The sequence below is a fragment of the Bifidobacterium kimbladii genome (assembly GCF_032193675.1).
Taxonomy (GTDB): Bacteria; Actinomycetota; Actinomycetes; order Actinomycetales; family Bifidobacteriaceae; genus Bombiscardovia; species Bombiscardovia kimbladii.
Map to the genome: position 1 here is coordinate 404,830 of NZ_JASTZZ010000001.1, position 26,823 is coordinate 431,652.

The following is a 26,823-nucleotide window of genomic DNA, read 5'->3' on the forward strand; positions in this document are numbered from 1 at the left end:
GCCATGCACCCATTGCCCAGCTGTGATCTGCCCTGCCGGACAGGCTCATGCCAAGCATCTTCGGTCCGCCGACTCACAGACTCGGACCTTCCCAGGCCGCAGCTCCACAAAGTCTATGGGAACAAACGTCTTTGGCAATGAATCCCCAGTAATGAATAAGACCGGTGATCGTGCAGAATCAGCGATCACCGGTCATCTGGCGGAGACGAGGAGATTCGAACTCCTGGACCGCTTGCGCAGTCAACACCTTAGCAGGGTGCCCCTTTCGGCCACTCAGGCACGTCTCCATGCAGGCTCCCGATCCAAGGCCTTAGCCCCAGAGTTTTGGGAACAAAACAATAGATTACCATGATTGACCGACCTGACTCGCCGGTGCGACAGGATGCAATGAAGCACAGGACAGATTCGTTCATTTTCATGGATAAAAACCAGAATTGTGAATCTTTTCCAAGAATTTACGTTTGAGAATAATTTATTGCATGTTCCTCTGGGGCCCCTTTATATCATGGAGCCATGAGTACCGCACCAAGGCTTGCAGCCGCCAAGAAAGACTGGGGACATGACGAGACCGGCTGCACGGTGCTGCACATTGACATGGATGCCTTCTACGCCTCCTGCGAAGTCGCCCGACACCCTCAATTGCAGGGCCGGCCGGTCATCATCGGCACCGGACGGCGGTCGGTGGTCTCCGCGGCCAGCTATGAAGCCAGGGCTTTCGGCATCAACTCGGCCATGCCCCTGGCACGTGCCGAGCGTCTGTGCCCTCAAGGGGTGTTTCTCCCGGTCGACATGACCTATTACCGGAATATCTCACGAAGGATATTTGATACGGTTTTCTCACGAATTACTGATCAGATCGAGCAGGTCTCAGTAGATGAATGCTATATGGACGTGTCCGGGGCGCTCATGCGCTGGGGCATGCCCACGGCCATCGCCCGGTGGATTCGAGCCAGCGTGGCCCGACAATTCCACGTGACCTGCTCGGTGGGCATCGCCACCAACAAGCTGGTAGCCAAGATGGCCTCCACCAACGCCAAGCCCGACGGCATGCTGCTGATCCCCAAGGCCCGGCAGGCCGAGTTCGTCCAGCTGATGCCCCTGCGCGGCATCCCCGGCATCGGACCGGCCCTGGAGAAGCGGCTCAACGCCTGGGCCATCAAGGACGTGGCCGACCTGGCCACCATGAGCGAGCGGGATCTGACTCGGGCCACGGGCTCGAACCTTACAGCCAGGAAGCTGGCACAGGCCTCACACGGACTGGACGACGATCCGGTCCAGCCGCGAGCGCCGGAGAAATCCCTAGGCGCGGAACGCACCTTCCTGCACGACACGACCAGCATGAAGCAGGTCTGCGACCTCCTGCGCGTCTGCAGCAACGAAGTGGCCACCGGACTGCGATCGCACGACCTGATCGCCCGAACCATCACCGTCAAACTGCGCTTCGATGATCTGCGCTATATGACCAAGGCCCACACCCTGGAAACCCCGGTCAACTCAGCCAACCGCATCTATCCGCAAGCAGTCGGCCTGCTCAAGGCCATGCTGGGGCTGCCCGATGGCGTGCCCATGGACACACCCCTGCCCAGGCTGATCCGTCTGGCCGGTGTCAGCGCATCCGGTCTGAGCCGGGTGGAGGACACTCCCATCCAGCCGTCCTTGGACGACATCATCCACGAGAGCAAACGCCGCACCGGCAGCGAGGCCCAGCGCCTGGATCAGGCAGAGGCCACCATGGACTCCATCAGGAACCGCTACGGCAAGGGCTCAGTCAGCATGGGCCTCTAAGCGGCGCTCCGCAGACGCCCCAAGGCCAGATCCAGCTGCTCGTCAGTGATGGTTGACGAGAACCGCAGATAGCGGCCAGCCCCGTAGAACTCCCCGGGGCTGGCCAGGATCCCCAGACGGGACAGTTCAGCCATGTCTGCCCAGCAATCGCCCGAACGGGCTTGTGCCCAGATATAAAGGCCACCTTGAGGCATGACGGCATCGTATCCGTAAGCTCCGAGAGCTTCAGTCAGTGCATGCAGGCGACGAGCGTAGACATTGCGCTGGGCCGTCACGGCCTCGCCATCCTCCAGAGCGGCCCGCATGGCCCCTTGCACTGGACCTGGCACAATCAGTCCGACCTGCTTGCGGTAGGCGGTCATGGCCTTCACCAGTTGAGCATCGCCGGCCACCAGGGCAGCCCTATATCCGGCCATGTTGGACTGCTTGCTCATTGAGTACAGGCACAGTATCCCGCTGGCATCGCCGCCACAGACTTGAGACTCCAAAATGCAGGGTGAGGCCTGGGCGGATCCTGACCAGTCCAGCAGGGCATAGCACTCGTCACTCAGGACCGTAGCCCCTATCGAACGGGCTGCCTGTACAATCTTCGCCAACCCGGCTCGGTCGATGACCCGTCCACTGGGGTTGCCCGGCGAATTGATCCATATGGCTCGCACGCCGGGCAGGTCCACCCATGAATCCGTATCAGCCGGATCATCCACGGTCGTCACCTGGGCCCCGGCCAGCTGGGTTCCGATGGCATAGGTGGGATAGGATACCCTCGGCTGCACCACCCGGTCCCCCGGCCCCAGATGCAGGAGGGAGGCCATGAGCGCCACCGCCTCCTTGGATCCGACGGTGGGAACCAGGTCCGCTCCCAGGGCATCCAGATCGACCCCGCGGCAACGGCAGAACCAGTCGGCCACGGCCTGCCTCAGAGGGCCATCACCGGCAGTTTTTGGATAGCCTCGTGCCTGGCCGACATCCGCAGCCGCAGCCAAGGCCTCCCTGACCGACCTGGGCACAGGATCTACCGGCGAACCTACCGACAGGTCGACCAGGCCGCCGGGGCATTGCTCGGCACGCCGCCGATAGGGGTCGATCCTTGACCAGTCGTAGGGGGATTCGAAAGAGTGGAAACCCATGGTCCGCCTTTCTCCTATAAATAAGCCGCGGTGGGATGGCTCCCGTCCGCGGCTCGTCAGCCTGAATCGACTACTTGTTGGGCGGCAGGGCTGCCACACCCTCCGGATCGTGATCGTAGGGGCCGACCGCGGCAGCGCCGCCGGCATCCCCCACCTGGGCGAAGAAATCAGTCGCCGCGTCCTTGTACCAGGTCCACTCCTCGGGCAGGTCGTCCTCGTAGAAGATGGCCTCCACCGGGCAGACCGGCTCGCAGGCGCCGCAGTCCACGCACTCGTTGGGGTTGATGTAGAGCGAACGGACGCCCTCGTAGATGCAGTCCACCGGGCATTCGTCCACGCAGGCCTTGTCCTTGACGTCCACGCAGGGCTGAGCGATGACGTAGGTCATGGGTTACCTCCTGAGTATGCGAATACTCACTTTACACTGCAGCGCCGACGCTCCGGGTCAGTCCAGACCGGCCTGGGTGGCCTCGGATATCTTCCCGCTGAGCTGATGACGGCCGAGCAGAGAGTGCCGGTAGGAATAGGCGAAGTAGATGGCCAGTCCTGCAGCCAGCCAGACCACGAATCGAATCCAGGTCAGCACGGTCAGGTTGAGCATGAGCCAGAGGCAGGCCAGGGCGATCAGTATGGGAACCCAAGGGTTGCCGGGCATCTTGAAGGACCGGGGCAGGTCAGGCCGGCGCTTGCGCATGATGGGCAGGGAGATGGCCACCAGCAGGAAGGCCGAGAGCGTGCCGATGTTGACCATGTCGGATAGGACGTCTATGGGGAAGCAGGAGGCCACCACAGCCACCACGATGCCGCCCAGGATCTGAATGCGGGCCGGCGTGCCATGACGGCCGGTGCGGGACAGGGCACGTGGAAGGAGCCCGTCGCGGCTCATGGCGAAGATGATGCGGGTCAGCCCCAGCAGGAGCACCATGACCACAGTGGTCAGCCCCACCACGATGCCGAAGGAGATGATCTTGGCAGCCCAGGGAGCCCCCACCATCTCGAAGCCGGTGGCCAGTGAGGGGTTCTTGGCCTTGGCCAGATCCTTGTAGGAGACCATGCCGGTGGTGACGATGGCGACCAGGATGTACAGGGTGATGACGATCAGCATGCCCAGGCCGATTCCACGAGGAATGGTCTTATGGGGTTCCTTGGCCTCCTCGGAGGTGGTGGCGACAATATCGAAACCTACGAAGGCGAAGAAGACCAGGGCTGCGCCTGAGAGGATGCCGGGGATACCGTAGATGGTGGGCTGCATGCCTGAAACCCACTGCCAAAGGGGCTGACCCATGATGCCCGGCACGCTGGCCCCCGGAACGGCAGAAGCCGGCTCAGAAGGCGGGATGAAGGGCCGGTAGTTGTCCAACTTGACGTAGAAGAAGCCCACTACGATGACGAAGACCACGATGCCGATCTTGAGGACGGTCAGGGCGCCGTCGAACCGGGCTGAAAGCTTGGTGCCCAGGACCAGCAGGACCGTGAAGAGGGTGACGACCGCCAGCGGGGCCAGATCCACATCCAGGCCGCCCAGATGGAAGCTGGAGCTGAAGGACGTGCCCCCCATCAGATGGATGAAGTCGTTCAGGTAGACGCCCCAGTACTTGGAGATGACCGAGGCGGCCATGAGCATCTCCAGAATCAGGTCCCAGCCGATGATCCAAGCCACCAGTTCGCCCATGGTGTTGTAGGTAAAAGTGTAGGCCGAGCCTGAAACCGGGATCATGGAGGCGAACTCCGCGTAGCACATGACGGCCGCCGCACAGACGATGCCTGCGATGACGAAGGAGATAATGACGGCCGGACCCGCATGGAAGGCCGCTGCCTGGGCCCCCACCGAGAAGATGCCCGCGCCCACAGCCACTGCGACGGCCATGATGGCCAGATCCCAGGTGGTCAGCGTCCGCTTGAGCGACCTGCCCTCCTCCCCGGTCTCTGCCAGGGTCTGTTCAACCGATTTCTTCCTGAATAATTCCATCTTGCTCCCGACTCACGAGTCCCGCTCCGGCGAGTAATCATAGGATATGGTGCCATACAAAACCGAAATACGCTCATTACGTGAAAGCAGGAGCTACCAGGCCAGGTCGATGCCTGGGGTAACGGGCTCGGGAATCAGATGGATGCCGAAGGTGGAATCCACACCTATCTGGATGGCACGGGCCAGGGCCGCCATGTCATCTGAGCCAGCCCCTCCACGATTGGTCAGTGCCAGCGTGTGCACGTCGGACAGGGCGGCTGCCGACCTCTCCTCCAAGGCGAAGCCCTTGTGGAAGCCCGCATGATCGATCAGCCAGGCTGCTGAGGTCTTGACCGATGCCGAGTCTTCGACAGGATAGCGCGGAGCATCCGCCGGCAGGGCATCCGCAGCCTCACGACTGATGATCGGATTGGTGAAGAAACTCCCGCAGCTATGGCGGTCGAGCAGCACCCTTTCGCCCCTGGGGCCGTGAAGGTCATCCTGGACAGCCTCCAGAGCCTCTTCCAGGTCGGAGGTTCGACGGCAGGATCCCATCCAATCGGTCAGGTACCGATAGGGATCCTCCAGCATCCCCTTGGCTGCTCTGACCGCCAGAACCGCCTGACGAATCCGCTCCAGGGGAAGGGTCGCCCCAACCTCGACACCCAGGGCCCTGGCCAGCTGGGCGGAACCCACCTGAGCCGCGGATCCGTGTCGCAGGACCAGGGTGACCGCAAGGACCACGTAGCGCGGCGTGGGGAAGAACCGTGCGTCGGGCACAGCCGGCTCCTGGTACATGGTCTGCTTGAGCAGGGAGGTCCTGTATCCGAAATCCAGATCCGAGGCCCGCAGATAGGCAGTGACCTTGTCCTGACGATCCCAGACCTCGACCGAGTCGACAAGGCGTCCGACCTCCTGGCCGTAGGCGCCGATGTTCTGGACCACCGAGGCTCCGACAGTCCCGGGGATGCCGGACAGTCCCTCTACCCCGATCAGGTGCATGCGCACGCAGTAGGAGACCAGATCATCCCAGTTGGTCCCAGCCGTAGCGTTGATGTGAACGACGGGAAGGCCGCCCTCAGGCGGAGCCACCTCGTCGGGCACGCTGATGTCCTGACGGGTGTCGCGCACAACCACGCCGGGAAAATCCTGGTCGGAGGCCAGCAGATTGGATCCCCCGCCGATCAGGCAAAGGGGCAACCCTTTGGAATCCGCGTCCTCCACAGCCTCGATCATGCCCACACGGCTTTGAGGCTGAACAAAGGCGGCCATGCTCCCGCCCACACCCACAGTGGTGATATCGGCAAAGGTCGGAATGGCGTCTCTGGAGGATACATCAGACATGCAATTCACTGTATCATCGTCCCTTTATGAGGGCCTCTCCCGAGCAGGAGCCATGCCAGACCTGGAATGCCCCCTGTCGCCCTTGGCGATCATCAATCGGTCATACTCGGATAGCAAAGCAAGGGCATCAAGGTGACTGCGAAGTCCTGTCTGACCCCCCTATCAGCTTTTCCTATAGCTTTCGCAAGACCCGCGCAGGGCCAGGGGACGATGAGCGGCGATAGATATTACCTATATGCCAGGTCGTTGACGGGCTTGCTTCCTGGGGGTTTTATGTGACAAGAGCTTTGGGAAGGGGAATCTCCAAAGCCCTGTTTCCGGACGAAGGGCACCGGAACCACCTGGACACCTGACCGGGCGTTCATAGGACACATACCAGGAAATGAGCATGCAATGACAGAAGACAGAAGAACCCAGTTCCACCAGATAGCCCATGGCCAGACAAGCCGCCCCTGGCTGACCTCTGCCTGGCAGCACCACATCGGTCACGAGTACGGTGCTGAGAATTTTGCCGCAGCCACCTTGGACTTCGTTCGCAAGTGGGATTGGGACTGGGTCAAGATCAACCCGAGGGCCATCTACTACGCCGAGGTCTGGGACGCAGTCTACGACAGGGATCACTATGATTGGCTGATCCCACGCACCATCCGCACGGCCATCCAGGAGGCAGGGGACATCGCCCGCATCGACTATCGCGACCCTGAAACCAACAAGGTCCTCCAAGAACAGATCCAGGCTGCCAGGGCCATCCGCGACGGCCTGGAGGACCGAGCAGTCATCGACACGGTCTTCTCCCCGCTCTCGGTCCTTCTGCAATTGGCCGATCTTCCCCTCTACCCCGAGGGGCAGGGCTCCGCGCAGGAGGACGACAGGGGCCTGAACAGACAGACGCTGATCTTCGACCAGCCCGAGGCGGCCAAGTCAGCGCTGGACAAGATTGCCCGGACCCTGGCCGACTACGCAACCCTGCTGGTCAGCCCCAAGGAGCAGGGCGGGGCCGGCTTGGACGGCATCTTCTTCGCCGAAACGGGGCTGGCCAGCCATGGCTACTTCAACCAGGCGCAACTGGAGGAATGGGCCAAGCCCTATGACCGGATCGTGATCCAGGCGGTCAGACAGGCCGATCCCGAAGCCCTGGTCCTGCTGCATACCTGCCGGGAGGATGCACACCCCGAAGAATTCACCGACCTGAATCCTGATTTTCTCCACTGGGATCAGTTCCGCCCAGGCAATCCTGAAATCAGCACCGACTTTCCAGCGGTGCCCGTGGGAGGAGCCGACTTCGAACTGTTCAACCCGGGCAGCGATGTGGACCAGATCCGCCAGGAATTGGATCAGACCATCCAGGCCCGTCAAGGCCGTCCCTTCCTCCTGGCGCCCTCATGCACCATCCCGACGCCCGCCGACGAGGAAGCCCTGCGCCTCCTGAGCGGAACCCGGGCCCCCAAGCAACGCTGAATCCACACACAACCCACCGACATCAACCGTCAAACTCCAAGGGAGACATCATGGTCATCACATCAAAGCAGCACCAGCAGCATCGTGGCACCATCAGGGCAATGGTTGCCCTCATGATCACCATGGCCATGGCCGGGGCGCTGTCGGCCTGCGGATTGGGAGGCGACCAGGGTTCGTCCGCAGGATCGTCAGACCATGTGACCATCGCTGCCATCTACCCTAAGACCGGTCTCTACGCCGAGTACGGCAAGATGTTCCAACAGGGTTTTGATCTGGCCAAGGACCAGGTCAACAAGAAGGGCGGCATACAGGGCAAGCGCCTGGACATCGCCTACTACGACACCCAGTCAGACGCCAAGCAGGATGCCGCCGTCGCCCCCAAGATCGCCTCCGACAAATCGGTCATCGCCGTTGTGGGTGACTATTCCTCGCCAGCCTCCTCAGCCGCATCGCCTATTTTCCAACAGGCCGGGCTGGTCCATTACGGCTTCAACAACTCCTCGCCGACATTCACGAATTCGGGTGATCATGTCTGGACGCCGCAGATCTCGCAGAAGATTAACCAGGAAGTCAACGCTGAGGCGGTGGCCAAGCGAGCCAAGAAGATCTCCGTCGTCTATATAGAAAACGACTGGGGGAAGGAATCCTACCAGTACTTCAAGGAGGCTGCGGAACGGCTCGGGGTGCAGATCGTCTACCAATCCTCCTATCTGCCCGATTCCACGGACCTGACTCCGATACTGATCCCGGCCAAGAATGCTGCCCCCGAGGCCGTGGTAGACATCGGTTACGGACCAGATGGGGCGCTGATCGCCAACACCCTGCGGGACAAACTGGACTATAAGGGACCCTTCTTCGGCGGTCAGGAGACCAAGGAGTTCCTCTCCCTGACCGGAGCGAACGCCCAAGGCGCCATTATCACCGGCGTCTTTTCGGCAACAGGCACCAAGGATGCGAAAGCCAAAGCCTTCGTCAAGAGCTTTGAGGACCGGTATCACACCGTCCCCGGCAACTTCGAAATCACTGCCTACCAGGCCATCAAGGACCTGGCCTACGCGGGCGAGAAGACCAGCCCCACCAGGGAGGGCATCCAGGAGGCCCTGGGCAAGGTCAAGGACTTCCCGCTCTACCAAGGCCGGGGAGGAACCTTCCGGTTCAATACCAAGACCCGACGGGCGGATACGATCAAGCCCATCCTCCTCCAGGTGGATCAGGGCAAATTCAAACAGATCGAGGAGTGAGCAGCGATCATGGTCGAGACGCTCTTTTCCGGACTCATCCACGGCGGTGTGTACGCTCTGGCCGCCGTGGGAATGTCCCTGGTCTTCGGAGTGACCAATGTGGCCAACTTCGCACAAGGATCCCTGGTAGCGGTCGGCATGATGACGGCCTGGTGGGTAGGCTCCTCCCTAGGCTGGGGACTCGTTCCCACCATATTGGCCGTCGTCCTGGTCACGGGCCTGGTCGGCCTGATCACCAACCTCCTGGTCATCGCTCCCCTGGAAGGCCGGCAACCGATCGCCGCCCTCCTGGGCACCGTGGGTCTAGGACAGGTCCTGGATAACGGGATGCAGCTGATCTTCGGCTCTCAGACCAGGCCCTTCCCCCAGCTGCTGCCCACCCACAACCTGCATGCGCTAGGCATCAGCTTCGGCACCTCCGACCTGGTCATGGGTCTGGTCGCCCTGGCCAGCATGGTTGCGCTCTGGGCCTTCTTGACCTACGGCAGGACCGGCCAAGCCATCAGGGCCACCTCCCAGGATTCCCAGGCCGCATTGCAGATGGGGGTGCCGGTCACCTCCATCCGCACCATTGCTTTCGTCATCGGTTCGATCCTGGCGGGCATCGCGGGAATTTTCATCGGCCTGTTCAAGACGAACATCAACCCCATGGACGGCAACGCCATCGGCATGACGGCCTTTGTAGCCGCAGCCATCGGCGGGCTGGGCTCCATCCCCGGAGCCATCATCGGCGGCCTGGTGCTGGGTTTGGCCGAGGCTGTCGGCGTAGGACTCTTCGGCGATGGCGTGCACGACCTGATCACCTTCGGCACCCTCCTGCTGGTGCTGATCCTCAAGCCTTCAGGCTTCCTGGGCCGCAAGGCGGACATGGACAAGGAACCCATGACCGGAACCCTCCCAGAAGCCGCCAGACCCATCCGACTGCCGCTTTGGGCCAATCTCGGCCTTGCGGCAGCCGCTCTGGCCACACCCTTCATTTTCTCCGACCACCTGGCTGGGATCGGGACCCAGGTTGCCATCTACGCCATTGCCGCAGTGGGCCTGACCTTGATCTCGGGCTCGGCCGGTCAGACCATCCTGGGGTTGGCGGGACCTGTGGCCGTGGGAGCCTACGCTTCGGCTCTCTTGACCATGCGTCTGCATTGGCCTTTCACGCTCTCCCTGCTGGGCGCGGCCGTCATCGCCGCCCTGGCCGCATCCCTGCTGACATTCCCGGTATGGAAGCTCAGTGGCCACTATGTGGCTATCGCCACCATAGGCGTGGGAGCAGTCATGGTCGCCATCATCCGCATCTGGGAACCGCTGACCAGGGGCTCGCTAGGTCTGCAGGGCATTCCCCTGCCGACCTTCCTGGGCAAGCCGCTCTACACCCAGCAGATGCAGTACCTGCTGGACCTGGTCGTTCTTCTGCTCGTCCTCGCGGTGACCTCTCGTATCAGGACCTCACACCTAGGTCACGTCTTCGAAGCCATTGGCGAGGACGGCCAAGCGGCCTGGTCCCTGGGGATCAGGACCGGGGCCTACAAGGCGCTGGCCTACGCCCTGGCATGCGGGTCGGCAGGTATCGCAGGAGCCCTGCTGGCACACCAGTACACCTATATCGACCCGACCCTCTTCAACCCGACCATGTCGACCCTGATCCTGACCATTATCGTCCTGGGTGGGATGAAGTCCCCGACCGGAGCCGTGATCGGCTCTTTGATCCTGGTAGGCGCCCCGGAACTGCTGCGCATCCTGCCCGAGGTGAGAATCATGGCCTACGGACTCGTCCTGATCATCTTCATCATCTGCAGACCACAAGGCCTGTTCTCAACCAAAAGGAGGGCATGATGACAGGCAGTCAGCATAGTCCCGAACCGGTACGTGGCAATCCCGACCAACCCCTGCTCCGCGTGCGCGATCTGAGCAAGAGCTTCCAGGGGCTGCAGGCGGTGGCCGACGTCAACATGGATCTGGCATCCGGCCAGGTGATAGGCATCATCGGTCCCAACGGATCAGGAAAGTCCACGACCATCAACCTGATCTGCGGCTTTCTCAAGCCCGACTCGGGCCAGATCAGCCTGAGGGGACGCACCGTGACCGGCCTGCCCGCCACGGACATGGCCGAGCAGGGGGTGTCCCGCACCTTCCAGAACGGCAGGGTCTTCCCGACCATGAGCGTTGAAGAGAACGTGGCCGTAGGATTCCATAGGCGCCTGGAAGCCCGCAGGCCCTTTCGCCGTCTGGAGAGGTGGCCCATCCTGCGATGGATTCCCCTGCTGGCGCAGACCTGGCTGACGCTGGTGCCCGGTCCCGCCTGCCGGAGGGAGGCGGGCGCCGAACGCAAGGCCGTCCAGTCCGAGATCGACAGATTCAGCGAGCGCCTGGAGGAACATCGCACCCAGGCCGCCTACACCCTGTCCTACGCCAACCGGCGACGCACCGAAATCGCCAGAGCCCACGTCAGTTCCCCCGACATCCTGGTTTTGGACGAACCCACCGCAGGAATGAACCAGTCGGAGACGGCCGAGGTGCTGCAACAGCTCCTGGAGCTCAAGGCCCAGGGTCAGACCATGCTTCTGGTCGAGCACAAGATCGATCTGATCGAAGCGCTGTGCGACCAGGTCATCGCCATGGACGGCGGCCGGATCATCGCCTCCGGCGCTCCCAGGCAGGTCAGCGCCGATCCCCGCGTCATCACCGCATACCTGGGCGACCGCAGACCCCGCAACGATGCCCCCATGAACGGGCAGGCGGATGTCCTGGCCCGGCAGAACGCCCTGGCTCCGGTCACCGCTGCGGAACCGATTGATGGCCAGGATCCCGACAGCACGCCAACCAGGCTGAGAGCCAAGGCTGAGGCCTCTGATGATGAGGGGAAGCCGACAGCCGAGGGGGAACGAACATTGCTCTCCCTGGATGGCGTCGATGTGAGCTATGGCCCGGTCAAGGCCCTGGACCATGTCAGTCTTCGCATTCCCCAAGGCGGCATCGTTTCCCTTCTGGGTGGGAATGCGTCGGGCAAGTCCACAACCATGAAGACCATCCTGGGCCTGCTGGCTCCAAAGGAGGGGACCATCCGTTTGGATGGACAGGAAATCACCCACACCCCCACCAAGGATCGGGTCCGTTCCGGAATCGCCTCAGTTCCGGAGGCAAGAAGGGTCTTCGCGGCCATGAGCGTGGAGGAGAACCTGCGTATGGGCGCCTACACCCAAAGGGAGCGCAATCAGATCGAACAGGATCTGGATGCCATATATGAGCGCTTCCCTCGCCTGGCCGAACGCCGCGGGCAGCAGGCCGGCACCCTTTCAGGAGGCGAGCAGCAGATGCTGGCCTTCGGCAGGGCCCTGATGAGCCATCCCCGGCTGATATGCATGGACGAGCCGACCATGGGCCTCTCGCCCAAGCTGGTCGACCAGGTGCTTGAGCAGATCGCCTCCCTTCGCGACCAGCTGGGCATCTCCATCCTGCTGGTCGAGCAACAGGCCGAGCTGGCCCTGTCCATCGCCGACTACGGGTACGTGCTGCAGAACGGCGTGATCCGCCTGGAGGGGCCCGCCCGGCAGCTCTTGAATGATGAACGTGTCCGCCAGGCATACCTGGGGAAGGCAACCTCCCGATAGCAGGCGATAAGGAACACCTATGGGAGCAACCTTGCCTGAGACCCTGGAAGAAGATTCGATGGTGGGCTAGCAAGGGATTCCCAACCGGACACAAGCAGAGGGGCACAACCGTATGAGCAAAGGATTCGCAACAAAAGCCGTCCATGACGGCTATGACTGTCACAGCCAGGGAGGAGGCGCGGCCAGCGTCCCCATTTACCAATCGGCCGCCTTTGACATGGTCACCGCCGACCGTGGGGACGCCCTGGCTGCCGGCGAAATCCAAGGGTTTTCTTACTCGCGTCTGGCCAACCCCACGGTCAAGGTCCTGGAGGACCGTCTGGCCAGCCTGGAGGGGGGCAAGGGAGCTGTGGCCATGGCCTCGGGGATGGCCGCCGTGTCGTCCGCCCTCATGTGCGCAGCCGAGGGCGGCGGGAGACTGATCTCCCCGGTCGACCTTTACGGAACCTCGGTGGACGCCATGAAGACCTTCTTCCCCAACTTCGGCATCGAAACGGATTTCGTGGACGACATCAACGACCTTGACGCGGTGGAGTCCCTGATCCAGGACAACACCCGGGCCATCTTCGCCGAATCCGTGGCCAATCCGTCCACAGCCATCGCCGACATCCCCGGCCTGGCCGACCTGGCCCATCGGCATGGGTTGGCCCTGATCATCGACAATACGGTGCCCACACCATATTTGCTCAACCCGATCGACTTCGGCGCCGACATCATCGTCCACTCGACCACCAAGGGGATCAGCGGCCACGGCAATGCCCTGGGCGGGGTCATCGTGGATGCGGGACGGTTCGACTGGGGCAACGGCCGCTTCCCGCAGATGAGCCAGCCCGAGCTGATCATCAGCGACGAGCGGCACGGGTCCATGGTCAGCTTTCTGGATGCCTTCGGCAAGATGGCCTTCCTGCACAGGGTCCATACCAAGTACCTGCACACCTTTGGGGCGGTCATGAGCCCCTTCACCGCCTACCTGCAGCTGACCGGCCTCGAGACCCTGGCCCAGCGGGTCGCCACCGAGGTGAAGACGGCAACAACCCTGGCCCGCCACCTGCTGACCATTCCCCAAGTGGAGCAGGTCAACTATTCGGGCATACCCGAAGGGCGGCACCAGGGCGATGCAGATCAGCAGAACCGCCTGGCATCGACCCTGCTGCCCAAGGGCGTCGGCACGATTCTCTCCTTCAAGGTCCAAGGGGGCTACGAGCAGGTCAAGCGCATCGTGGACTCGGTGCGTCTCATGAGCTACATGCCCAACATCGGCGACTGCCGCACCCTGATTGTGGACCCGGCCAGGATCACCCACAGGGAGGTTCCAGAACCCTACCGCCTCAGCGCCGGTGTGGGCGACGACCTGATTCGAATCTCCGTAGGCCTGGAGAACCCGGACGACCTGATCGCCGATCTGGATCAGGCCTTTGCGGCCGCCTACCAGGGCGCTCTCTGAAGGCTGAGCCCCCTACATCGCCAAACCCGTTCTGCTTCCAACACTATCCGCAGATAATGCGGGGCAGGAACATAGGCGGATTTGTATAAGGAAGAACGCTTGTATAAAAAAGAACCCGACCAGATGGTCGGGTTCCGATGAAGCCAAAAAACGGGAAGAACTCAGCGGGTCTCCCGGTGCAGGGTATGCTTGCCGCAACGGGGGCAGAACTTCTTGAGCTCCAGACGGTCAGGAGTGTTACGACGGTTCTTGGTCGTAATGTAATTACGCTCCTTGCACACGGTGCACGCCAGCGTAATGCCAGGACGGATATCTGCGGCTTTTGCCATGGTTCACCTCTATAGTCGTTGCACGACCGACGTATGTCGGCCACAGTAGCGAGGAAGAGACTCGAACTCTTGACCTTACGATTATGAGTCGTACGCTCTAGCCAGCTGAGCTACCCCGCCAGAGAGCCTCGGGTGAGAATCGGACTCACGACCTCTTCCTTACCAAGGAAGTGCTCTACCACTGAGCTACCGAGGCGTGGCGGATAGAGGATTCGAACCTCTGAAGCATTACGCGGCTGATTTACAGTCAGCTCCCTTTGACCGCTTGGGAAATCCGCCATGCCGCACTAGAACCGGAGCTCCGTACGGCAACTTGCCTATAATGACATGTTTTTCTGTTTTCCGCAAGTCCCACTCCAACGTCGTGTCTTCCCCGTCAGAGCGGGACGGGTGGGTCAGAAATCCCAGTCCTCGTCGTCCGTCTCCACGGCCTTGCCCATGACATAGGAGGAGCCCGAGCCGGAGAAGAAGTCGTGGTTCTCGTCGGCGTTGGGACTCAGCGAGGCGATGATGGCGGGATTCACATCGGTGGTGTCCGAGGGGAAGAGGGCGGGATAGCCCAGGTTCATCAGGGCCTTGTTGCCGTTGTAGCGCAGGAACTTGGTGACGTCCTCCACCAGGCCCACCCCGGAGTACAGGCTCTCGGTGTATTCCACCTCGTTGTCGTACAGGTCGCCCAGGAGCTCGTAGGTGTAGTCGCTCATGGCCTGGCGCTCGGAGTCGGAGACCTTGGCCAGCCCCTTCTGGTACTTGTAGCCGATGTAGTAGCCATGCACGGCCTCGTCCCGGATGATCAGACGGATCAAATCGGCCGTGTTGGTCAGCTTGGCATGGCTGGAGAAGTACATGGGCAGGTAGAAGCCCGAGTAGAAGAGGAAGGACTCCAGCAGGGTGGAGGCCACCTTGCGCTTCAGGGGGTTGTCGCCCTCGTAGTAATCCAGGACGATCTGGGCCTTGCGCTGGAGGAACTCGTTGTGCTCGCTCCACTCAAAGGCAGCGTCGATCTGAGGGGTGGAGGCCAGGGTGGAGAAAATGGAGGAGTAGGACTTGGCATGGACCGACTCCATGAAGGCGATGTTGGTGTAGACCGCCTCCTCATGGGGGGTCAGTGCATCCGGGATCAGGCTGACGGCACCCACGGTCCCCTGGATGGTGTCCAGAAGGGTCAGGCCGGTGAAGACCCGCATGGTCAGGGTGTGCTCCTCCTCGCTCATGGCCTGCCAGGAGGGCAGATCATTGCTGACGGGAACCTTCTCAGGCAGCCAGAAGTTGCCAGTCAGACGGTCCCAGACCTCCAGGTCCTTCTCGTCCTCCAGACGGTTCCAGTTGATGGCAGAGACCCGGTCGATCAGCTTCAGCGGCTGCCGGGGAATGGAAATGGGTGGGACCATGGTTGATTGCTCCTTGTTGGATAGGTGTTCGACAGTGCGAAGCGGATCATGACAGGACCGTCAGTCTACCGCATGGACGGACCCGACCTGTGGATGTGGATACCAAAGGGCCGGCGCCGCCCTCAAAGACGGCACCGACCAGTGATTGCATAGGCCTGAGGACAGACGCCTTAAAGCATGCAGCTGACGCAGCCTTCGACCTCGGTGCCTTCCAGCGCCTGCTGGCGGATCCTGATGTAGTAGAGGGTCTTGATCCCCTTGCGCCAGGCGTAGATCTGAGCCTTGTTCAGGTCGCGGGTGGTGGCCGTGTCGGGGAAGAAGAGGGTCAGCGAGAGCCCCTGATCCACATGCTGGGTGGCCTCGGCGTAGGTGTCCACGATCTTCTTCCAGCCGATCTCGTAGGCGTCCTCGAAGTAGTCCAGGTTCTCGTTGGTCATGTAGGGAGCCGGGTAGTAGACGCGCCCGATCTTGCCCTCCTTGCGGATCTCGATCTTGGAGGCGATCGGGTGGATGGAGCTGGTGGAGTGGTTGATGTAGGAGATGGACCCGGTCGGGGGGACAGCCTGGAGGTTCTGGTTGTAGATGCCGTCCTTGAGGATGGCCGCCTGGAGTTCCTTCCAGTCCTCCACCGTGGGGATGTGGACCTGATACTGGTCGAAGAGGTCCTTGATTCGCTGGGTCCTAGGCTCCAAAGAACGGCTGCCCTCGGTGTACTTGTCGAAGTAGTTCCCCTGCCCTGCCGGCTTGGCATAGTCGGACTTGGCGAAGGAGGCGAAGGCCTTCCCCCGCTCCACGGCCAGGGCGTGGGAGGCCCTGTAGGCGTGGTAGGCCACGGTCATGAAGTACATGTCGGTGAAGTCCAGCCCCTCCTCGGACCCGTAGTGGATGCCCTCGCGGGCCAGGAAGCCGTGGAGGTTCATCTGACCCAGGCCGATGGCATGGCCCTCGTCGTTGCCCCGCTTGATGGAGGGTACGGCCTCGATGTTGGTGTGGTCGGAGACGGAGGTCAGGGCCCGCACCGAGGTTTCGACCGTGTCAGCCAGTCCGCCGTCCATGGCCTTGGCGATGTTGAGGGACCCCAGGTTGCATGAGATGTCGCGGCCGATATGCTCGTAGTTCAGGTTCTCGGAGTAGGTGCTGGGCTCCTGGACCTGCAGGATCTCCGAGCAGAGGTTGGACATGGTGATCCGGCCGTCGATGGGGTTGGCCTTGTTGACCGTGTCCTCGAAGAGGATGTAGGGGTAGCCGGACTCGAACTGGATCTCGGCCAGGGTCATGAAGAAGTCGCGGGCGTCGATGTACTTCTTGTGGATCCGCTTGTCCTTGACCATCTCCTCATAGTGCTCGGTGATGGGGATGTCAGCGAAGGGCTTGCCGTAGACCCGCTCCACGTCGTAGGGCGAGAAGAGGGCCATGGGCTCCTTGCGCTTGGCCAGCTCGAAGGTGATGTCGGGGATGACCACGCCCAGAGCCAGGGACTTGATGCGGATCTTCTCATCCGCGTTCTCCCGCTTGGTGTCCAGGAAGCGCATGATGTCAGGGTGGTGGGCCGACAGGTAGACGGCGCCGGCACCCTGGCGGGCGCCCAGCTGGTTGGCGTAGGAGAAGGAATCCTCCAGGAGCTTCATGACCGGGACCACGCCGCTGGACTGGTTCTCGATGTGCTTGATGGGCGCGCCCATCTCGCGCAGGTTGCTGAGCAGCAGGGCCACGCCGCCGCCCCTCTTGGACAGCTGCAGGGCGGCATTGACACCGCGGGAGATGGACTCCATGTTGTCTTCGATGCGCACCAGGAAGCAGGAGACCGGCTCGCCGCGCTGGGCCTTGCCCAGGTTCAGGAAGGTTGGGGTGGCCGGCTGGAAGCGTCCGGAGATGATCTCATCCGTGTACTTCATGGCGGCCTGCTCGTCACCGTCGGCCAGCTCCAGGGCCACGGCCACACAGCGCTGGGGGAAGTCCTCCAGGTAGCGCTTGCCGTCGAAGGTCTTCAGCGCGTAGGAGGTGTAGAACTTGAAGGCGCCCAGGAAGGTCTCGAATTCGAAGCCGCTCTCGGCCGCATGCTGGTAGATCCTGTCCAGGAACTCAGGGGTGTAGCGCTCGAAGACCTTCCGATCGTAGTACTCGTGGTCCAGGAGGTAGGCGATCCGCTCGGCCGTGGAGGGGAAGGTCATGGTGTTGGGCCCCACGTGCCGGTCCATGTACTGGCGCTCGGCCTCGTGGTCCTTGTCGAACTGGATCCTGCCGTCCTTGTCGTACAGGTTCAGCATGGCATTCAGGGCATGGTAGTCGTGAGCCGGGTCGAAGGTCTCCTCATCCTCGGATGCGGTCCTGTCCAGGCCCAGGGATGTGTCCTCGTTTGCTCCCATCGGGTGTCCTTTCATGAAAATTACGGTGATAGTACGTGTAATGCAATTGGCTCAGGACTCGGGATGGTTGCGGAAGAAATCCACAACCCCGCGGCGGACCTTCTCCTGGTCCTCCTTGGTGCCCATGAGCTCGAAATAGTAGAGGAAGGGCACATTGCACTTGCGGGAGATGATGTCCCCCGCCATGCAGAAGGCCTCCCCGAAGTTGGTGTTGCCCGAGGCGATGACCCCGCGGATGCCGGCCCGGTTGTCCGGGTCGTTCAGGAAGCGCTTGATCTGCGGCATGACCGCCTTCTTGGCCGATCCGCCCCCATAGGTGGGGACGATCAGGATGTAGGGCTGTCGAATGTTGAGCGGCGGGTCCTTGGGCCTCAGAGGGATGCGGAAGACATCGATCCCCTCCTCATCCAAATGGCAGTTGGCGATGAACCGGGCGGTGTTGCGCGAGGCCGATGAGAAGTAGACCACAGCCCCCAGGCGCTGACCCTGGGCGGCGAACTCGGGAGCGCTGAGCTCCGAATCAGTTCCGGCGGTCTGCTGTTGCTCCATGCTTCCTCCTGATCAGGCCATCCAGAGCCTGTCTTGACGGTGATGCCCGCCCTGAGGACGGACCGATCAGAACCCGCCCAGCGCGAGCCTGAACTACTATATGTGCTGTTGATATTGAAAACGGTGAGCATATCTAGGGTTTTCTGTGCCCAATATCACACCGGTTCCGATTCGTTCAGAAGTCCCAATCGTCGTCGTCCGTGGACTCGGAGTGTCCCATGACGTAGGAGGAGCCCGAACCCGAGAAGAAATCGTGGTTCTCGTTGGCCGAGGGCGACAGGGCCGCCAGGATCTCCGAGCTGACATCGGTCTGGTCGGCTGCGAACCGGGCCGGGTAACCCAGGTTCATCAGCGCCTTGTTGGCATTGTAGCGGACGAAGGCGAAGACATCCTCGACGAAGGGGAAGCCCTCATAGATCTGCCCGGAGTAGACCATCTCCAGATCGTAGAGCTTGTCCAGCAAATCGTTGGTGAACTTCTCCAGCATGGCCTGGTCGGCCTGGGTCCTCTCCTCCAGACCCCGCTGATACTTGTAGCCCGAGTAATAGCCATGGATGGCCTTGTCGCGCAGGATCAGCCGGATCATGTCAGCCGTGTTCATCAGCTTGGCATGGCTGGAGAAGTAGAGGGGCAGGTAGAAGCCTGCATAGAGCATGAGGGAGGAGAGCATGGTGGAGGCCACCTTGCGCTTCAGGGGATCCTCGCTGACGTACTCGTGCAGGACCGTGTGGACGCGCTCCTGGAGGACGTCGTTGGCCACGGCCCAGCGGTAGGCCTTGTCGATCTCCTCGCTGGAGCAGAGGGTGGAGAAGACCGAGGAGTAGGACCGGGCATGGACCGACTGCATGAAGGCGATGTTGGTGTAGATGGCCTGCTCCTGCTCGGTGCGGGCGTGATCGATCTGCACCAGCTCGCCGATGGTGGCCTGGGTGGTGTCCAGCATGGTCAGTCCGGTGAAGACGCGGACCGTGGTCTGGCGCTCATGATCGGTCAGGGTGTTCCAGGATGGGATGTCATTGGACAGGGGCACCTTTTCGGGCAGCCAGAAGTTGGAGACCAAGCGGTTCCAGACCTCCAGATCCTTTTCGTCGGTGATCTTGTTCCAGTTGACCGGGCGGATCCTGGCCTCAGGGGTGACCCGGTACTGGGGCGGGGTGATGGATTGGCGCATCATCTCGTCGTCGGCATAGACGCTGGACGCTGCCTTGGTGTTTTCTTTGGTGCTTTCCTGCTGGCTCATGACAAAACCGCCTTTCGTGAATCAGTCGACTGCTGCTGGAGCTGCACTCCCATTCCGGCCAGAATGGCCCTGACCGCCCGAGCGTCCTCTGCGGTGCCCAGCAGCTCGAAGCGATAGAGCTCAGGGACACCGCACCGGTGGGCTATCAGCGGTCCGGCCGCGCAATAGGCGCTGCCGAAGTTCCGGTTGCCCGAGGTGATGACCCCGCGGATCAGCCCGCGGTTGACCGGATTGTTCAGGAAGTGGATGACCTGTTTGGGCACGGCCCCCTTGGCTGACCCGCCGCCATAGGTGGGCACCAGCAGAAGGTAGGGCGCATCCATGACGAGCATGGGCTGGCGCCGCTCGTACAGGGGGATGCGGAGAGGCTCCTCCACGCCCAGCCGCTGCACAAAGCGGTGGGTGTTGTTGGAGACGCTGGAGAAATACACCAGCCTGGAGGCACCATCGGGAGGATCGTGCCGATCCACATCTGCTAAGGACATAGGGACTGCTGCTCCTTGGTAAACACTATATATTGGATTGACTTGGCCAGCCAACCACAATATATAGGTTTATCCAAGACGACACAAGTTCACAGGAGCAAAACCGTCCCCGCTGTGACATTCCATACAACAGCAGGGACGGCAGTCAAATGCTTTTACGATTGCGCCAGCGCAACCTTCAGTCGGCGATCGGGTCCTGCGGCAAACCCTGTCGACGCAGGTCGGCGCAAACCTCCAGGACCCGGTCGTTGGCCTCCCGCTCCCCCACAGTGATGCGGATGCCCTCGCCGGGGAAGGTTCTGACCGATAGGCCTGCGTCGCGGAAATGCTGATCAGCCTGCGCCGCAGCCTGGCCAAGAGGCAGCCAGTAGTAGTTGGCCCGAGGTTCAGGAATCTTCCACCCCTGCTCCTGCAAACCAGCCAGGATCCTGGCCCGTTCCTGCTTGAGTGCCTGGACCCGTTCGGCCAGGCGGTCCTGTGCATCCAGGCTGGCCATTGCCGCCGTCTGGGCCGCATCGGTGACGCCGAAGGGCAGGGCCACCTTGTTCATGCCGGCAATGATTGGCTCGGCAGCCACGGCGTACCCGATCCGCAGACCGGCCAATCCGTAAGCCTTGGAGAAGGTCCGGGCCACGATCACATTGGGATGCTCGCGCATGAGCGACAACCCGTCAGCGCGATCAGGATCGTCGTTGAACTGTATATACGCCTCGTCAAAGAGCACCGGCAGATCCGCAGGCAGGGCCTGCAGCAGCCGTTCGGCCTGGTCGCGGTCGACGTTGGTCGCAGTCGGATTGTTGGGATTGTTGACGATGACCAGTCTGGTGCGGTCGTTGACCGCGGCGATCATGGCCTCGATGTCATGCCGCCCCTCGGTATCCAAGGGCACGGGCACCCCGGTGGCTCCAGCCGAGGTGACGATGATGGGATAGGCCTCGAAACTGCGCCAGGGATAGACCACCTGATCGCCATGACCGGCCACCAGGTCAACCAGCTGGGTGATGACCTCGGTGGACCCGCATCCCAGCTGAATGCATGCAGGATCCACCCCATGCAGCTGGGCCAGCCGCTCCACCAGACGGGTGCCATGCATGTCCGGATAGCGGTTCAGATGGCTCAGGGCCTGCTCGGAGACGGTCTGGATCACACCGGGCAGGGGCGGGTAGGGGTTCTCGTTGCTGGAGATCTTGTAGCTGGTGAACCCGGGAACAGCTGGTGCCGGGCTGCCCTGCCGGTAACCGGGCAGGGCATCAATGCTGGGACGATGACGATAGTACATGGGCACCATGCTAGCGGCCGCCATATGTCCCTGCGGGGTCTGTTCCGCTGCACGGTCCTCCCGAGACGCGAATGGCCCCCGGTCCTTCCGCAGGACCGGGGGCCACAATCACCCTCTCTTTACTTGAGGATGGCCAGAACGTCGCGCGCGGACACGATCAGGTAGTCCTCGCCGCCGTAGTTGACCTCGGTGCCGCCGTACTTGGAGTACAGAACCTTGTCGCCAACCTTGACATCCATGGGGATGCGCTCGCCCTTGTCGTCACGACGGCCGGGACCCGCTGCCAGCACCTCGCCCTGCTGGGGCTTCTCCTTGGCGGTATCGGGAATGACCAGCCCGGAAGCGGTCTTGGTCTCCGCCTCAGCCTGCTTGATGACGATCTTGTCTTCCAACGGTGTGAGTGAAATCGACACTGTGGACCTCCTACATCTTGTGAGAACAGCCAATGAACCCACGCCGGAACGTCGATGAGAGGCTGACGAACACTCACCACGCATTCCTTTGCGCTACAAGTCATAGTAGCGCGAAATTAGCACTCTGCCAACTTGAGTGCTAACGCTGGTGGTGAAAGATCAATACCCGATCGGCCCCTCAGGACTTAGATGCCGGACGACGCCGGGCCAGGATGGCCTCCACGCCGATGGACAGGGAGTCCTCGCTGCGGTCGGGCGCCTCGACCTGGGCCTGCATCTCCTGCTTGTGAAAGTCGTCGGGCCGCTTGTCGGCTTTCTTCTGATCCGCCTGTTTCTTTTCAGGGGGACGGGCCACGGAGACCTGCCGGGTGGACTTGATCTCCAGGCTGTGAGGACCCTCATCCTCGCTCTTCTTGCCATCCATGTCCGATCCCTCGCCACTGGCTGATCCCAGGGAGAAGGAGATCAGATCCTGGCCCGCCGCCATACCGAAGGCATCCAAGGCCGGAGAGGGACTGATGCGCTTGAGCTCATTAGTGGCATCGTCCTGGGCCGACGAAGCTGGGCGCGCATTGCCAGAGACTGGTCCCGACTTGCCTGACTGGGCAGCGGCGGACCGGGCTGCAGGCTTGGAGGCAGCGGACTTGTCCACCGACGACTTGGGCGCTGCGGGCTTGGAGGCAGCCTTTGCGGCCGTTGAAGATTTGGTGGTTGCCGGTTTGGAAGCCTTCGGCCGAGAAGCCGCTTGTTTGGCTGGGGTCCGATCAGAGGCCTTCTTGGCAGCGGATGGCCTGCTCGTCGCATGCCCGGTCTGCGCAGCGGCCTTCTCGGTCGACTTGACGGACCCAGCCGAACCTTGAGTCTTACTGCTGCCGACTGCCGGATTTGCAGGCTTGGAGGAATTGTGCTGTCTGGCCTGAAGAGCTGCCTGCTGATCAGCCTTGGCCTGGGCCAGCGTTCGACGGATCTCGCCCTGGTCCAACACATCCGTGGCAGTTTCCGTGCGGCCCTCACTCTTGGCCTGACCGGGTTTGCCGGAGGTCTTGCTCTTAGTCAGACTGGCTGCCTGCTGACGACGCTGCCGGGCACGCCGCTGGGCTAAATTGCGCTCCCAGGCCCGGGCCTGGGCCGAGGCATGCGCGCCGGCGGCCAACACCACTACTACCAGTGCCAGAGGAATCAGCGTAAACCATGGGCTGTAGTCCACAAGGAAGGAGCAGCCGGCCACCAGCAGGGTGATGACCAAGAGGGCAAGAACCAGGATGCGACGACGACGTATGGCCGCGCGGCGCAACTGTCTGATCTGCTTGATGCGCTGGGCTTGACTGCGCCGGTTGCCATCCTGCTGCCCTTGCTGCATGACCAACCCTTTCACCGTCCTCGACTGCCTGTCGCAGAACCTCATGCCGTCTTCCCGACCCACCATGTGCAGGGAGGTGGAAAGCCTGTCCTGGCGATGCTCCGAGGCCCGCTTCATGCCCTTGACGGTGCGAAACGGCAGCCAACCCAGCACCAGAATCACCGCAATCACCAAAACCACGATGCTGCTGAGTGATTCATAAACCATAGGTACTACGTTAGTTGACGGTATGCCCCAAGCGGCAAGTCAAACCCAGCGTGTCGACCATGTCCGTCCCAGGAGCTCATAGACGAGCCAGCAAATCCGGATCGAATTGGTCACTGATCCAGGCGAAGGTCAGGTGGTCCCGCCACTGTCCGTTGACGTACATGTAGCTGCGGCGCAGCCCCTCCGGCTCCATGCCCAGCTTCCGGACTACGCGCAGGGACCGTTCGTTTTCTGGCAGAATCGCCACCTCAAGCCGGTGCAGATGGGGGCCCCTCCTGTCTCTGAATGCCCAGTCAGCCAGCATGGCCAGAGCCAGGGGCGCGAACCCATGACCAATCCAATCCTGGTCCACCCAGTAGCCCGCTGTCGCTGTACGCATGGACCCGTAGCGGATGGCACCCAAGGAAATCTGCCCCACGATGCTCTGATGAAACTCCATCAGAAAGACCGCTGAAGTGCCCTCCTGCCGGGCACGTCCCAGCTCCTGCATCCACTGGGCATAGGTCATGCCAGGTCCGTGGCGGGGATCCCCTGACTCCCATGGGGCCAGCCAATCGCGATTCCTCCATCGGACCGCGTTCCAGGCTGCTTGGTCGCCCTCGCGGATGGGCCTCAGCAGGAAGTCCCCATGGCCCGGGGGCGAAGTCAGACGATCAGGCAGATCCAGGGCATGGTCCGAACGGGCTCGGGAACCCTGCCAGACCTGGCGGAAGGTATGCAGAACCGACATGATTCCATGTTCTCACCGAACGGCAGCCGAGGCGGGCATGCGTCCACCAGTGAGAGCCCCCTGCTGGTAGAACTGAGGGCATGAACGAGCAGGAACGCATCGATGTGGACAAGCAGGATCGACGCGGCCGGTTGCTTGAAGCCCGACGGCGTATCGACCCGGCCCAATGCCTGGACGCAGGCCGCAAGCTTGCCGACCTGCTGGCAGGCCAGGTGCTTGCCAGGGTCGAACGCTCCCGAGGCGGCCAAGGCCTGACCGTGGCTGCTTTTGCCTCCATTCGAGGGGAGATAGCCATGGACCCCAGCCTGGAACTCCTCCTAGGCCGGGGCGACCAGGTGCTCATCCCCATGCTGGGTACAGGCACCGAAGTAGGTTGGGGACGACTGCAATCAGGGCAGGATCTGGGTGACATGAAGCGGATTCCAGGTTGGCGGCCTGACGAACCCGATATGCCTGCCCTGCCGGCACAGGCCTTGGGTACGGCCGATCTGATTCTGGTGCCAGCGCTGGCCATCGACCATGCCGGCATTCGCCTGGGTCGGGGCGGCGGCTGGTATGACCGTGCTCTGGCCCTGCGTGCAGACCGGACCCCAGTAGTAGGCATCTGCTGGCCCAGCGAATTCGTGGAAGCCCCTCTGCCCCATCTGGACCATGATCTCCCCGTGGATGCAGTCCTGACGCCTGCAGGTTTCACGCCCACAGCCACAGGTCTGTCACGAAGGCCCGGCACAGACCATAATGGTGATGAACAAGGCTGACGAGAGGCCCGGTGCCGATTCTTCTGGTCGAAGCCACCACTAGGATATTGGATATTGAACCAATCGTCGAGCGAACCGACCATCAGCGGAGGGAAAGAACGGTGCCCACCTATCATTATCGCTGCAAGAACTGCGGATACGACTTCACCAAGGAGCAGTCCTTCAACGACGAACCCATCACCATCTGCCCCAAGTGCGGGCAACAGCAGGTCCGTAAGATCTTCTCCGCAGTGCCCATCGAGTTCAAGGGTCATGGCTTCTACCGGACCGACGGAGCCTCATCCTCCTCTTCGAGCTCCACAAGCAGCAAGTAGACCGAGAGGCACATTCGACCACATCGACCATGCAGACCCATAGGCCGGCCAAGAACCTGGCAGGCTGGGGGCATGGTCGATTTTTCCATCTTCAGCAAGAAGGATAAGCCTTCATCGGCAGCCGGATCCCTGACCCGCCGGCGGCGACTTTTTCGGCTCAGGCGTGTGGGGACCGCCCTGGCATTGGGGCTGGCAGTGTTCTGTACCCTGCAGATCCTGGTCCAAGCCCAGGGCCGCCTGTCTATACTGGTCGCCGCACGGCCCATTGCACGCGGATCAGCCATCGAACCTGCCATGGTTGAAAGGCGGACCCTGCATGGCAGGGAGCGGCTGCCCGGCCTGATCTCTTCATATGGGCAAGTCCGTGGACGGCGGCTGATGATCAGCGTCCATACGGGACAACCGCTAACGACGGCCATGATCAGCGCCAGACCGACACAGCCGCCCGGGACCACTCCAGTGACCGTCCGCTTGACTGACGATCCGGGAGACCTGCAGGCTGGGGACCAGGTGAGTTTGCTGGCTTCAGGGGACTGCCCTGCTGATGCCGGCCCGCACCCTGTCCAGCCGAATTCCGGGCAGGCCTCAGGCGGCGGACACTGCATGATAGCCGAGAAAGCTCTGGCTCTACAACCAGCGCAGACAATCCCCAGGGACCGATCCGAGCCGGAAGAGCGGGAGGGCAACCAAGTCCGGCAAGCGTCCCAGGCCGTCTTCGCCCTGAATGCCAATCAGGCTCTGCTTTTGCTATCGCTGGATCCATCCACACCCGTCATCGCCATCCGCCCCGACAGCACTTCTGCACCGACACCCTCTGATCATGTCGGAAAACCGAAACCATTCTGGGCCCGCGATAATGGAGGAAGAAGCAGGCATGGGCGCTCCATGCCTCACATCGGCTACGGAAGGATGCAGGATGGCCTCGATCAATCAGGTGGCGGCCAAGGATACCGCCGAAGCAGTCCACAAAATCTCGCAGATCAGCAACAAGGGGGTGCTGGGCGAGTTCAAACAGTTCATCTCACGCGGATCCATGGTGGATATGGCCGTGGGCGTGGTCATGGGTTCAGCGGTGACCAGCGTGGTCAACGCCATCGTCAACAATCTGATCAGCCCCCTGATCGCCATGATTTTCGGCAAACCGGATCTGTCGGGACTCCTGACCATCAGCTACCGGAACGCCACCATCTCCTTTGGGGCCATTCTGACGGCCCTGCTCAACTTCCTCTTGATCGCCATCGCCGTCTACTTCTGCATCATCATGCCCATCAACAAACTGCGGCAGTTGAGCCGGGCAGCCTCGGGCATCAAGGACCAGCCCAACGCACCCAGCCCTCAGGACCAGACCCTTCAGCTGCTGCGCCAGATCGCCGAAGACATCCACCAGTCAACAGGTTCAGACAGTCAACAGGCCGGAACCGGACTGCACAAAGGCCAGGACTAGGACCGG

23 protein-coding genes, 4 tRNA genes and 1 pseudogene are annotated in these 26,823 nt (G+C 61.9%); 10 read left to right on the forward strand and 18 right to left on the reverse strand.

Annotation, left to right across the window (positions count from 1 at the left end; genetic code table 11):
• Positions 1-197 precede the first annotated feature (197 nt).
• Positions 198-287, reverse strand: a tRNA-Ser gene (locus QRX41_RS01785).
• A gap of 226 nt (positions 288-513) precedes the next feature.
• Here QRX41_RS01785 and dinB point away from each other — a divergent pair.
• Positions 514-1,785: a DNA polymerase IV gene (gene dinB, locus QRX41_RS01790; RefSeq protein WP_045924820.1), complete on the forward strand. Its 1,272-nt coding sequence runs from the start codon at positions 514-516 to the stop codon at positions 1,783-1,785.
• On the opposite strand, the gene dapC is transcribed toward dinB, so the two are convergent.
• The 4 genes from dapC to QRX41_RS01810 all read right to left on the reverse strand — a co-directional run bounded on the left by dapC (position 1,782) and on the right by QRX41_RS01810 (position 6,204).
• Positions 1,782-2,912: a succinyldiaminopimelate transaminase gene (gene dapC / locus QRX41_RS01795; RefSeq protein WP_313838298.1), complete on the reverse strand. Its 1,131-nt coding sequence runs from the start codon at positions 2,910-2,912 to the stop codon at positions 1,782-1,784. The two genes, dinB and dapC, sit on opposite strands and share 4 nt — an antisense overlap.
• Before the next feature lie 70 nt (positions 2,913-2,982).
• Positions 2,983-3,300, reverse strand: a complete 318-nt coding sequence (gene fdxA, locus QRX41_RS01800) for a ferredoxin (RefSeq protein ID WP_015022367.1) — start codon at positions 3,298-3,300, stop codon at positions 2,983-2,985.
• A 57-nt stretch (positions 3,301-3,357) separates the two neighbouring features.
• Complete coding sequence (locus QRX41_RS01805) at positions 3,358-4,881, reverse strand: amino acid permease (protein ID WP_144085043.1); 1,524 nt, start codon at positions 4,879-4,881, stop codon at positions 3,358-3,360.
• A gap of 93 nt (positions 4,882-4,974) precedes the next feature.
• Positions 4,975-6,204 (reverse strand): FAD-binding protein, encoded by a 1,230-nt coding sequence (locus tag QRX41_RS01810; RefSeq protein WP_396176776.1) that lies wholly within the window; start codon positions 6,202-6,204, stop codon positions 4,975-4,977.
• A 393-nt stretch (positions 6,205-6,597) separates the two neighbouring features.
• Here QRX41_RS01810 and QRX41_RS01815 point away from each other — a divergent pair, with 393 nt between their 5' ends.
• From QRX41_RS01815 to QRX41_RS01835, 5 genes are all read left to right on the forward strand, one after another.
• The gene (locus tag QRX41_RS01815) at positions 6,598-7,662 is read left to right on the forward strand and encodes a uroporphyrinogen decarboxylase family protein (protein WP_313838300.1); all 1,065 of its coding nucleotides are present in this window, start codon (positions 6,598-6,600) and stop codon (positions 7,660-7,662) included.
• A gap of 50 nt (positions 7,663-7,712) precedes the next feature.
• Complete coding sequence (locus QRX41_RS01820) at positions 7,713-8,903, forward strand: ABC transporter substrate-binding protein (RefSeq protein WP_313838301.1); 1,191 nt, start codon at positions 7,713-7,715, stop codon at positions 8,901-8,903.
• Between the two features lie 9 nt (positions 8,904-8,912).
• Complete coding sequence (locus QRX41_RS01825) at positions 8,913-10,733, forward strand: ABC transporter permease (RefSeq protein ID WP_313838303.1); 1,821 nt, start codon at positions 8,913-8,915, stop codon at positions 10,731-10,733.
• A complete protein-coding gene (locus QRX41_RS01830) occupies positions 10,730-12,508 on the forward strand; it encodes an ATP-binding cassette domain-containing protein (RefSeq protein ID WP_313838304.1) in 1,779 nt (592 codons plus the stop codon). The genes QRX41_RS01825 and QRX41_RS01830 overlap by 4 nt, the downstream gene beginning before the upstream one ends.
• Before the next feature lie 112 nt (positions 12,509-12,620).
• Positions 12,621-13,952: an O-acetylhomoserine aminocarboxypropyltransferase/cysteine synthase family protein gene (locus QRX41_RS01835; protein WP_313838305.1), complete on the forward strand. Its 1,332-nt coding sequence runs from the start codon at positions 12,621-12,623 to the stop codon at positions 13,950-13,952.
• 161 nt (positions 13,953-14,113) lie between these two features.
• Here the strand turns inward: QRX41_RS01835 and rpmG are convergent, their stop codons facing one another.
• The 13 genes from rpmG to QRX41_RS01900 form a co-directional block, all read right to left on the reverse strand.
• On the reverse strand, positions 14,114-14,281 hold the full coding sequence (gene rpmG / locus QRX41_RS01840; protein ID WP_015022386.1) for a 50S ribosomal protein L33: 168 nt from the start codon (positions 14,279-14,281) through the stop codon (positions 14,114-14,116).
• A 46-nt stretch (positions 14,282-14,327) separates the two neighbouring features.
• Positions 14,328-14,401, reverse strand: a tRNA-Met gene (locus QRX41_RS01845).
• A gap of 4 nt (positions 14,402-14,405) precedes the next feature.
• A tRNA-Thr gene (locus tag QRX41_RS01850) sits at positions 14,406-14,477 on the reverse strand.
• 1 nt (position 14,478) lies between these two features.
• Positions 14,479-14,560, reverse strand: a tRNA-Tyr gene (locus tag QRX41_RS01855).
• 116 nt (positions 14,561-14,676) lie between these two features.
• The gene (nrdF, locus tag QRX41_RS01860) at positions 14,677-15,672 is read right to left on the reverse strand and encodes a class 1b ribonucleoside-diphosphate reductase subunit beta (protein ID WP_024626806.1); all 996 of its coding nucleotides are present in this window, start codon (positions 15,670-15,672) and stop codon (positions 14,677-14,679) included.
• 170 nt (positions 15,673-15,842) lie between these two features.
• Complete coding sequence (gene nrdE, locus QRX41_RS01865; protein ID WP_313838308.1) at positions 15,843-18,038, reverse strand: class 1b ribonucleoside-diphosphate reductase subunit alpha; 2,196 nt, start codon at positions 18,036-18,038, stop codon at positions 15,843-15,845.
• A gap of 51 nt (positions 18,039-18,089) precedes the next feature.
• Positions 18,090-18,587, reverse strand: coding sequence for a class Ib ribonucleoside-diphosphate reductase assembly flavoprotein NrdI (nrdI, locus tag QRX41_RS01870; RefSeq protein ID WP_144085036.1), 498 nt, complete (start codon positions 18,585-18,587; stop codon positions 18,090-18,092).
• A gap of 175 nt (positions 18,588-18,762) precedes the next feature.
• On the reverse strand, positions 18,763-19,758 hold the full coding sequence (gene nrdF / locus QRX41_RS01875) for a class 1b ribonucleoside-diphosphate reductase subunit beta (RefSeq protein ID WP_045925134.1): 996 nt from the start codon (positions 19,756-19,758) through the stop codon (positions 18,763-18,765).
• Between the two features lie 65 nt (positions 19,759-19,823).
• Positions 19,824-20,312 carry a class Ib ribonucleoside-diphosphate reductase assembly flavoprotein NrdI gene (gene nrdI / locus QRX41_RS01880; protein WP_313838311.1) on the reverse strand — a complete coding sequence of 163 codons (489 nt, stop codon included), beginning with the start codon at positions 20,310-20,312 and terminating at the stop codon, positions 19,824-19,826.
• 178 nt (positions 20,313-20,490) lie between these two features.
• Positions 20,491-21,591: a histidinol-phosphate transaminase gene (locus QRX41_RS01885; RefSeq protein WP_313838696.1), complete on the reverse strand. Its 1,101-nt coding sequence runs from the start codon at positions 21,589-21,591 to the stop codon at positions 20,491-20,493.
• A gap of 119 nt (positions 21,592-21,710) precedes the next feature.
• Positions 21,711-22,004, reverse strand: coding sequence for a co-chaperone GroES (groES, locus tag QRX41_RS01890; RefSeq protein WP_015022393.1), 294 nt, complete (start codon positions 22,002-22,004; stop codon positions 21,711-21,713).
• Positions 22,005-22,182: 178 nt separating this feature from the next.
• Positions 22,183-23,544 carry a hypothetical protein gene (locus QRX41_RS01895; RefSeq protein ID WP_313838313.1) on the reverse strand — a complete coding sequence of 454 codons (1,362 nt, stop codon included), beginning with the start codon at positions 23,542-23,544 and terminating at the stop codon, positions 22,183-22,185.
• Between the two features lie 103 nt (positions 23,545-23,647).
• Entirely contained in the window at positions 23,648-24,301 is a 654-nt protein-coding gene (locus tag QRX41_RS01900) for a GNAT family N-acetyltransferase (RefSeq protein ID WP_313838315.1), read from the reverse strand.
• An 80-nt stretch (positions 24,302-24,381) separates the two neighbouring features.
• Between QRX41_RS01900 and QRX41_RS01905 the strand changes: the two genes are divergently transcribed.
• The 4 genes and pseudogenes from QRX41_RS01905 to mscL all read left to right on the forward strand — a co-directional run bounded on the left by QRX41_RS01905 (position 24,382) and on the right by mscL (position 26,817).
• On the forward strand, positions 24,382-25,059 hold the full coding sequence (locus QRX41_RS01905) for a 5-formyltetrahydrofolate cyclo-ligase (protein WP_313838317.1): 678 nt from the start codon (positions 24,382-24,384) through the stop codon (positions 25,057-25,059).
• A gap of 101 nt (positions 25,060-25,160) precedes the next feature.
• Positions 25,161-25,373 (forward strand): FmdB family zinc ribbon protein, encoded by a 213-nt coding sequence (locus QRX41_RS01910; RefSeq protein ID WP_024626815.1) that lies wholly within the window; start codon positions 25,161-25,163, stop codon positions 25,371-25,373.
• Positions 25,374-25,445: 72 nt separating this feature from the next.
• A pseudogene (locus QRX41_RS08450) lies at positions 25,446-25,784 on the forward strand (SAF domain-containing protein); the annotation flags it as partial.
• 505 nt (positions 25,785-26,289) lie between these two features.
• Complete coding sequence (mscL, locus tag QRX41_RS01915; protein WP_313838319.1) at positions 26,290-26,817, forward strand: large conductance mechanosensitive channel protein MscL; 528 nt, start codon at positions 26,290-26,292, stop codon at positions 26,815-26,817.
• The last annotated feature ends 6 nt before the right edge of the window (positions 26,818-26,823 follow it).